Raw genomic sequence first — 9,145 nt, 5'->3', positions numbered from 1 at the left:
TTTTTTTTTTTCAACCCCCCGCCCCCCCCCCCCGCGCCCCCCACCCTCGGGCGTGCGCTGTCAGTGTCTCCCCGCCGCGGGGGGCCCCCCCTCCGCCCGGGGGGGCCCCCACGCACGTTTCAGGTCCGGGGCGCAAGCGCCACACCTGCGTTTTTCCTGCCGCAGGAATCACACCGACAGTGAGCGCCGCTCATCCCAGCGCTGCCGGACCCGGCCGTCGATGTAGCACCAGGAAGTCGGCCCGGCCGCCGCCCGCAAGGGTGGGCGTGACGTGCAGTGACCGATTGGGTGGGTTTCAGGCGGAGGCGAGCTCCTCGGCGGGGGTGAGACGGCTCTGATAGAGAGGCCGTGTCCCACCGGTGACCAACTCCGACGCACCATGAGGAACCCTCACTGACGAGCAGCGGTTCTGAGCTCCTTCAAACGCGTCTCAAGGAACTCCCTTTCAACCTCGTTGTCCGTCATCGAAATTGCTTCTGTGTACGAGTCCAGGGCCTCGTCGAGGCGCTCCAGGCGGCGTAGGCAGTCGGCGCGAGCAGCGGCGAAGTAGTGGTATTCAGCCAACTTGGGATCATCCGCCAACTCGTCGAGCGCCTCGAGACCGGCGGACGGACCGTGGGCCTGGCCGATCGCGATTGCCCGGTTCAGCAACACCACTGGTGAGGGCCATATGCGCAGGAGGGCGTCATAGAGTCCGACGACCGCGCTCCAGTCGGTCGCCTCCCAGTCGGTGGCTTGGGCGTGCACGGCCGCGATCGCCGCCATGAGCGTGTACCGGGTCGGCGGTCGGTGCCGCATGGCGGAGGCGACGAGCCGCAGCCCCTCCTGGATCTGGGAGGCGTCCCAGAGTGTGCGGTCCTGCTCGGAAAGAGGGACGAGCGAACCATCCGGTCTGGTACGACTGTACCTGCGCGCGTCGGTGAGCAGGATGAGCGCGAGCAGACCCGCCGGACCCGGCTCACCCGGTAGCAACCGGTGCAACATGCGGGCCAGATGCGTGGCACGGCCGACCAGGTCACGACGCTGAAGCTGATCGCCGGACGGCGCCGTGTACCCGGTACTGAAGACCAGATGGACCACGTCGAGCACGGCATCCACGCGCCCGGGCAGTTCCTCGGGAGGCGGTTCCCGGTACGGAATGCGAGCCGCCTTGATCTTCTTCTTGCCCCGGGTGAGCCGCGCCGACATGGTCGGACCCGACACCAGCAAGGCGCGGGCCACTTCGGCTATCGAAAGACCGCACACCAGACGCAAGGTGAGGCCGACGCGCGTGTCGACATCGAGCAGCGGATTGCAGCAGGTGAAGATGAGCCGCAGCCGGTCATCGGGAATGTCCTGATCGGCGATCGCCTGGTCGGCAGCCGGCGCCGTCTCCTCTTCTGTGAGCAGCGGGAGCTTGCGGCGGAGGGTGTCATGGCGGCGGATCACGTCCATTGCGCGACGACGGGCGGTAACGGTCAGCCACGCTTCGGGCCTGTCCGGAATGCCGTGCGCCTCCCACTGTGTCAGCGCCTGGGTGTAAGCCTCCTGCACGCACTCCTCGGCCAAGTCGAGATCGTGGGTGAGGCGTACGGTGGCGGCGAGCATGAATCCCCATTGCTGACGATGTGCTTCGGCGACAGCGGCGGCGACGGTTGTGCTCATCAGCGCTTCGGCGACCCGGCGTCGGGGGTGGGTCGAATCTCGCGTACCTCGACACCGCCGTGCATTACCGGAATCTGCCCGGCGACTTCGACTGCCGCGCCCAAGTCCTCGGCCTCGATGAGGAAGTAGCCCGCTACCACCTCTTTGGACTCGATGAAGGCGCCGTCGGTGACACTCACTCCACCGTCGGCTTCGCGGCGGACGGAACGGGCGGAAGTGCTCGCGAACAGTCGCTGGCCGCGCTGCACGCTTGACTCGTTTCGCGCCATGAATTCCTGGAATCGGCCGATGAGTTCCGCGCTGGCCTCCGCCGACATCGCGGCAGTGCGTGTCTCATCCTCGTAGATGAGCACCAAGTACTCTGCCACCGCCTATGCCCCCCCTCGTTCTCACTACGACGGCCGCCTGCCACACATGGTCACCGGTCGGCCACGTGCACGCTACAGCGTTCTGCCGCCGACTGTCGACGTGACCGATGCGGTACGGGAGTCGACGCTCACAGCGGGCACACACGGTGCGACCAGCGCGAATCACGGGAGGTGGCCCCGACCTTTCGGTCTGCGACTTCGAGTGGAGACGCAGGTGGGCCCCGAAGCGTCCGGGGGAAACGCCTCGGGGCCCTGTCTGTTTCCGGCCTCGGCCGGTGCGACCGAAATCGGAAGTCCGGGTGCCGCAACTACCTCAGGAGGAGGTGGTGCTGACCACCTTGGGGGCCTCGGGGACCTCCTCGGTGAGACCGACTCGGTCGTGCAGACGCTTGAGGGGGGCGGGCGCCCACCAGTTGAACCTGCCCATGAGCCGCATCATCGCCGGAACGAGGAGGCATCGGACGATGACGGCGTCCACGAGCACGGTCAGGGCGAGTCCCAGACCGAAGAGTTGCATGAACGACACATTCGAAATGCCCATACCGGTCAGCACGATGGCCATGATGAGAGCCGCCGCGGTGACGATGCGCCCGGTCTTCGCGACACCCATCGCCACCGCGTGGGTGTTGTCCTCGGCGGTCTGCCCCGATGCCAGCCACTCCTCACGCATCCGGGAGAGCAGGAAGACCTCGTAGTCCATGGACAGGCCGAACGCGAGGCAGAACATCAACACTGGAATGGTCGGGATGAGGTACCCGGTCGCGGTGAAGTCCAGAACACTGGACAGGTGTCCCTCCTGGAACACCCAGACCGTCATGCCGAACGCCGCACCGAGCGACAGCGTGTTCATGAGCAGCGCCTTGATCGGCAGTACGACGCTGCCGGTGAAGAGGAACAGCAGTATGAACATGGTGAGCGCCATCAGTGCGATGGCATACGGCATCGGTGCCGAGAGTGCGTCGAGGACGTCCTGGTTCTCTGCGGTGGCACCCGCGAACAGCACATCACCGGGACTCTTCACATCGCGCAGATTGTTCAGCATCCGGTCGGCACCGTCCGAATACGGGTCCAGCCCGGTGCCCACGCGCAGCACGGCTCCCTCGTCGTTGGCGAGTTGCTTGTCCGCCGGGCCGACCCGCGAGCCGTCGACGAAGGCGCCGCTCGAGCTGAGCACGTTGGAAGCACCGCCGACCTTGGACAGTTCGCCCGCGTAAGCGGCCAGCTCCGCTTCACCGCCCTTGAATCCAGGCAGCACGATCGTGATCGAGGCAGCCGGGTCCTGCGTGAACTCCTCCCGCACGAGATCGCCGACCTCACGGCTCTCCGAGGCGGACTTGGTGATCACCCGGTCGTCGGGGTAGCCCCATTGGGCCGAAAGGAAGGGCAGGGCGACGGCGACCAGGCCGAGTGTGGTCAGGAGCGATACCGGAACGGCCTTGCGAGTGACGGCGTGAACCATGCGGTACCAGAAGGTCTGCTGCGGTTCGACCACTCGGGGCGGGCCCAGCTTGAACCAACGGCGCATCGGTATACGGATGTCGAGCTTGTCGATGCGTCGCCCGAGCAGGATCAGCGCTGCGGGGAGCACCAGCACCGCCGCCAGCGCGGCGGCCAGCACGACGGCGACCCCCACATAGGCGAAGGACTTGAGGAAGAACATCGGGAAGACGATGAGCGCCGCAAGGGCCAGGGCGACGGTCATCGCCGAGAACACCACGGTGCGCCCTGCCGTCTGGACGGTACGTAGCACCGCGTCCTCGATGTCGCGGCCGTCGCGGAGTTCCTCCCGGTAGCGGCTGACGAGCAGGAGGCTGTAGTCGATGCCGAGCGCGAGCCCGAGCACGGTCGTCATGTTCAGGGCGTAGATGGACACGTCCGCAAACGTCGTCACCAGACGCAGGATCGCGAGGGTCGCCATGATGGAGACCGCGCCGATGAGCAGCGGCAGACCGGCCGCGACAAGGCTGCCGAAGACGACCATCAGCACGATGAGCGTGATGGGGAAGGCCACCCCCTCACCGACGGCGGCGTCCTTGGCGACTGTCTTGTTGAGCTCGCCCATCAGCGTGCCGTAGCCGCCGACCTTGACCGTCACCTTGTCCGACCGGGGAAGGCCGTCCTGGATCTCCTCGCCGACCTTCGGTATGTCGGTCTCTTCCACGTCGATCCGGGCGGTGACCAGACCGGTGCCGCCGTCCTTGCTTCGCAAGGCCGGTCCGAGTTCCGGGCCTGCGGTCCAGTAGGACTGCGGATTCACGACGTTCTTGTGCGATTTCAGCCACTCTGTGACGTCAGCAGCGGCACTGCGAGCCGCTTCGCTGTCTACACCGCCATCCGAGGTGATGGCGACGACGAGATTCGGCTGAGCACCGCTGAAGTGATCGTCGAGAACCTTCATGGCGCGGGTTGATTCGGCATCCGGCGCGGTGTACCCACCAGCCTTGAGATGGTCCATCACTGACGAGCCGAGCGCGCCGCAGGCGACGACGAAGATGAGCGCGCTGATGAGGATTGCTTTTGGCCGGTTGATCGCCAGATGGGCCAATCGGGTCAGCATTCTCTATCCCTTACCGGGTGTTCCCCTGTTTGACTGATTGTGAAAACATTCACATTCAGGGTAGTGGCGCCTCCGGTCCATAACCATCCATGCGTTGCCGCACGCAAAGTCCGCGTGTGGAACCGAGGCCGGCCACGTTGTGGCGGGCACGGCGGCACGGCCGCCACAACAAGAGCCACCGGCACGGCGGCAGGCGCGTGGACCACGCGTGGACCATCCGTAGATTGGCCTGATCCATTCGGTCATAAGTCGTTTTTGGACAACCGCGCTGCGATCCGGGGGTTGTTGTCGTTCCAGGCACTTGCTCATCCGACGTACTGCTGAAGGCCTCGATCGGAGGCCGCAGCCAACGGGGGCACAGTGACGAGCACAGCCGAAGTCGTGGTCCGAATCAAAACGGGCAACGCAAGCGTCAACTCCACCTATGAACAGCGGGACGTCCACCCGGCCCATGAACTGGCAGCCGTACCGCCTCTTCCGCATACGGCGCCGGAGCACCACGCGATGCCGCCGGAGCGGACCGCAGTGGCCCAGACCGAGTCCTCCTCGTCGCCTGTCGGGTTCGCGGCGACGCTGGCCGAACGCAGGGCACTCACCAACAGCTATGCCACACGCTACATTCAGGCGGCAAAACAGGAGAAGACCCTCATCCTCGACGAACTGTGCGCGGCGACCGGCTGGCACCGCAGCCATGCCCGCAACGCGATCCTGAACGCCGCGCGTCTCAAGCTCGCCAAGCCGGCGCAGGGCAGGGGCGTCAAGTACGACGCCGACGTCGTTTCCGCGCTGAAGCTGTGCTGGACCATCCTCGACCGGCCGGCGTCCAAGCGTCTGGCACCGATGCTTCCCGACCTGGTACCGGTCCTGCGCCGCCACAACGAGTTGCGCATCGACGACCGGACAGCCGAACTACTCATGTCCATGTCCGCAGCGACGATCTGCCGTCGGCTTGCGCCGCACCGGCGGTCCTCCGGTGCCGATCTGCACCTGCGGCCCGGTTCCAGGCTGCGCAGTGAACTCCCGCTCGTCACCTGGACAGAGTGGGACCACAGTCGGCCCGGGTTCTTCGAGATCGCAGTCGTCCGCCATGACGGCGGCACGATGAGCGGCCGATGCCTGGTGACCGTGGCAGCCACCGACATCGCCACCGGCTGGACCGAGAACCGCACGATCAGGGGAATCGGTCAGCTGCCCCTCGCCTTGGACGAGATCGTCAGGAACCTGCCCTTCCCGGTACTCGGGCTCGACTGCGGAAATCCCGGAACCGAGATCGACGAGGTGCTGCTTCGCTGGTGCCGGCAGAACCGGGTGACCTACACTCATGCCCGCCCGGTAGGCCTGGGCAGTCACCACATCGGCCAGCAGAGCTGGAGGATGCTGCACACCCTTGCCGGTGAGTACCGCTACGACTCCCCCGGTGAGCAGGCACTCCTCAACGAGATCTGGGCCACGCTCTCCCGGCTCACGAACTACTTCTACCCACAGCAACGAGCGCTGACCGGCGGTGGACAGGACGGCAGTCGCCGCAAGAGGTACGAGACGGCGACGCCGTATTGCCGCACGGAGCGCCACAGCGCTGTGTCCCCGGAGGACAAGGCGATCCTCGGCGACACCTATCCGCGCCTCAATCCGGCCGAGCTGTACCGCCAGGTCACGGCGTCAGCAGCCCGACTGCACCTGATCGCCGAGAGGCGGACCCCATCTCTCGCGACTTGCCCAACCAGTAGCGCTTCATGACGAAGTGACGGAGTGACGAACGGCTTGCCCCTGCAGTGGCGCTCTGGGGCAAGCCGTTCCGCGACTCGCGGCGCATCAGCCCCGCTCGTAGACGCGCTTGTGTCCGGACAGTGCGGCCAGCCGGTAGGGGCCATTCGTCTGACGGGGCACGCGATAGTCCCCTCCGTCCGTCGGGAAGGAACGTCCGTGCAGCTCCCGGTAGGTGGCGTGGTCTATCGTCCGGCGGCGCTGGATCGCCTCGTGGTGCGCCGCGCTGCGCAGGTGGGCGCGGTACCCCGGCACGACACTTCCGGCGAACAACTCCGCCACACTGCCGGAGCCGTAGCTGAGGAAGCCGATGGTCCGGTCGGTCAGATCCTCTTCGCCGTCGAGCAGCGCGGCCAGGGCGAGATAGAGCGAGGCGGTGTAGCTGTTGCCGATCACGGCGTTGTAGCGCGTGGTGGGCTCCAGAACGCGGGCGATGTCCTCGTCGTCGAGCTGACACCCGGAGTAGTTCAGCAGGTGACGGTGGGCCTTGAAGGACATCTTGGTGAACGGCTGGTGATAGCAGAAGGCGTGGAACTCGCTTAGCGCGCGGCCTCCTTGGTCGCCGTAGTCCTTCCACACCCCCTCGACCGCCTGGAGATAGGCGGAAATGGACTCCCGACCGTCGACAAGAGCCGTGTCCCGGTAGTTCGGCCGCCAGAAGTCCATGACGTCGCTGGTGAACAGACCCGAGGTCGGCTCGATCCGCACCAGTGAGGGGTCCTCGCCGACCAGCATGGCTGCCGCGGCCGCTCCCTGAGTGGCCTCACCCGGGCTGTCCAGGTCGTATTTGGACACGTCGCTCGCGATCACAAGGACCTGTTCGGAGCGGTTGCGGTGCACCAGACCCATGGCGAACTGCAGTGCCGCCGTGGCGCCGTAACAGGCCTGCTTGAGTTCGACCACCCGCGTGGAGGTGGGCAGTCCGAGCAGCGAATGGACGTAGACGCCGGCCGATTTGGCCTGGTCGATCGACGACTCCGTCGCGAGCACGACCGTCCTGATTCGGTCAGCGCCGTGCCGGGCGACGACTGGAGCGGCAGCGGTCGCGGCCATCGTCACGATGTCCTCATCCGCCGCGGGAATACTCATCGCGTGCTGTCCGATGCCCAGGTGGTACTTGCCGATCGGGGTGCCGTTGTACTCGGCCAGCTCCGTGTGCGGCAGGACGAATTCCGTTGTGGCAAACGACAGATCGTCGATGCCGATGGCGGGGCTTCCAGTGTCTCCGTTCATGCCCGCACCTCGGCCGCCGTCGTCGTGTGACTGCGTTCCAGGTGGACGTGGGCACGCATGAGTTCACCGGGATTGGTCTGTGCCGCGAGCAGCGAGAGCTCACCGCACAGCACGGTAGCGGCGCACAGGACGGCGAGCCGTCGTGCGTTCTCACCGGGCTCGCGCTCCTCCCGGCATCCGAGCCGGACCAGATTCTCCTCGACGAAGGGGATGCCCTTGCCGTTGCCGACTGTGCCCACGATCAGGTTGGGAAGCGTGCAGGAGAAGTAGAGGTCCCCATCACGGTCCTCGGCCACCGTCAAGCCCTGGGAGCCCTCGACTATGTTGGCCGCATCCTGTCCGGTCGCCAGGTAGAAGCCGAGCAGCATGTTGGCGAAGTGCGCGTTGGCCGAACGGATCCCGCCGGCCAGCAGGGTGCCGATCAGGTTCTTGCGCACATTCAGCTTGGCGACCTTCTCAGCCGTCGTGTGCAACCTGCTCTCGACCAGGGCGCGGGGAATCAGGAGTTCGGAGACCACGTTCTTGCCGCGACCGAGGATGCCGTTGATCGCGGTGGCCTTCTTGTCGGTGCAGTAGTTGCCCGAGATCGAGCTGTAGGAGATGCCGGGAATCGTCTGCAGGATATGGGTGAGCAGCGCGTCGGCAGCGAGCGTGGCCATGTTGTGCCCGGAGGCGTCTCCGGTGCTGAACTCGAAGCGGATGAACAGCAGATTGGCGGCTATCTCATGCCGCACGGCGACCAGTTCGGCGTACCTGCTGCAGGTACGCACGACCTTGCACAGGTCCTGGAACCGCAGGTCGAGCTGTTGCGTGGCAGCGTACGCGGCCTGGGCATCCTCGGCCTCCACGAGCACCGATCGGGTCATCCGCTCGTCGACGAGGGTGCAGACGACGCCGCGTTCGGTCAGCATGGAGATCTTGGCGCCACGCCCGACGGACGGCCACAGTGGCGATTCGTAGGTGGCCAGGGGGACATGTGTCTCGGTGGTGGTGACGTTCCCCGAGACGCGTATGGGCCCCACCCACCTCATCGGGACTCCGGCCGTTTCCGTGGCAGTGGTCATCGTGCGCTTCCCGTCGTCGACTTGGTGGGTTCCAGGTGCTCAGACCGGGAGTTGAGTGACCGGGTGTCGATTCCCCGCTCGGCGCAGAACGCGCGCAGTTCGCCTTTGATCAACACGTCGCACGCGGCCAGCTCGGCCGGGGTGCGCGCACCCAGTGCGGTCATGAGGGCAGTCAGGTGGTCGAGCCAGGTGGAGATCTGAGTGATCAGCGCCTCGACACCGCCGTCCAGAAGGGTGCGCAAGAAGCCGCCGGAGACGCCGACCGCGGCGGCGCCGAGCGCCAGGCTGCGGGCGACGTCGAGCGGATTGCGAACTCCCCCGGATGCGAGTACCGGGATTCCGGCGGGTTGTGCGTCGAGTAGACACGCGGGAGTGGAGAGCCCCCAGTCATTGAGATACGCGAAGTCGGCGACGTTTCGCCGGTCGTTCTCCACCTTGGCGAAGTTCGTGCCGCCGCGGCCCCCGACGTCGGCGGCACGCACCCCCAAAACCCGCCGGGCGGTCTCTTAAACACA

7 protein-coding genes are annotated in these 9,145 nt (G+C 66.2%); 1 reads left to right on the top strand and 6 read right to left on the bottom strand.

Going from position 1 to position 9,145, the window contains the following annotated elements; translation table 11 throughout:
• Positions 1 to 390: 390 nt before the first annotated feature.
• The 3 genes from ACFWI9_RS04435 to ACFWI9_RS04425 all read right to left on the bottom strand — a co-directional run bounded on the left by ACFWI9_RS04435 (position 391) and on the right by ACFWI9_RS04425 (position 4,569).
• The gene (locus ACFWI9_RS04435) at positions 391 to 1,644 is read right to left on the bottom strand and encodes an RNA polymerase sigma factor (protein WP_387158996.1); all 1,254 of its coding nucleotides are present in this window, start codon (positions 1,642 to 1,644) and stop codon (positions 391 to 393) included.
• Positions 1,644 to 2,012: a YciI family protein gene (locus ACFWI9_RS04430; protein ID WP_387158995.1), complete on the bottom strand. Its 369-nt coding sequence runs from the start codon at positions 2,010 to 2,012 to the stop codon at positions 1,644 to 1,646. The genes ACFWI9_RS04435 and ACFWI9_RS04430 overlap by 1 nt, the downstream gene beginning before the upstream one ends.
• A gap of 313 nt (positions 2,013 to 2,325) precedes the next feature.
• A complete protein-coding gene (locus ACFWI9_RS04425) occupies positions 2,326 to 4,569 on the bottom strand; it encodes an MMPL family transporter (protein WP_387158994.1) in 2,244 nt (747 codons plus the stop codon).
• 381 nt (positions 4,570 to 4,950) lie between these two features.
• Here ACFWI9_RS04425 and ACFWI9_RS04420 point away from each other — a divergent pair, with 381 nt between their 5' ends.
• The gene (locus ACFWI9_RS04420; RefSeq protein ID WP_387158993.1) at positions 4,951 to 6,306 is read left to right on the top strand and encodes a hypothetical protein; all 1,356 of its coding nucleotides are present in this window, start codon (positions 4,951 to 4,953) and stop codon (positions 6,304 to 6,306) included.
• Between the two features lie 75 nt (positions 6,307 to 6,381).
• Here the strand turns inward: ACFWI9_RS04420 and ACFWI9_RS04415 are convergent, their stop codons facing one another.
• From ACFWI9_RS04415 to ACFWI9_RS04405, 3 genes are read right to left on the bottom strand one after another with little or no spacing between them, the layout of a single operon-like run.
• Positions 6,382 to 7,566, bottom strand: coding sequence for a hydroxymethylglutaryl-CoA synthase (locus tag ACFWI9_RS04415; protein ID WP_387158992.1), 1,185 nt, complete (start codon positions 7,564 to 7,566; stop codon positions 6,382 to 6,384).
• The gene (locus ACFWI9_RS04410) at positions 7,563 to 8,630 is read right to left on the bottom strand and encodes a hydroxymethylglutaryl-CoA reductase (RefSeq protein ID WP_387158991.1); all 1,068 of its coding nucleotides are present in this window, start codon (positions 8,628 to 8,630) and stop codon (positions 7,563 to 7,565) included. Before ACFWI9_RS04410 ends, ACFWI9_RS04415 begins: the two co-directional genes overlap by 4 nt.
• Entirely contained in the window at positions 8,627 to 9,112 is a 486-nt protein-coding gene (locus ACFWI9_RS04405) for an alpha-hydroxy-acid oxidizing protein (RefSeq protein WP_387158990.1), read from the bottom strand. The genes ACFWI9_RS04410 and ACFWI9_RS04405 overlap by 4 nt, the downstream gene beginning before the upstream one ends.
• Between the last annotated feature and the right edge of the window lie 33 nt (positions 9,113 to 9,145).

Source organism: Streptomyces sp. NPDC127084 (genome assembly GCF_042724175.1).
Lineage (GTDB): Bacteria > Actinomycetota > Actinomycetes > Streptomycetales > Streptomycetaceae > Streptomyces.
Note: the sequence above shows the minus strand (reverse complement) of the source record. Positions and strands in the feature narration are given on the sequence as shown.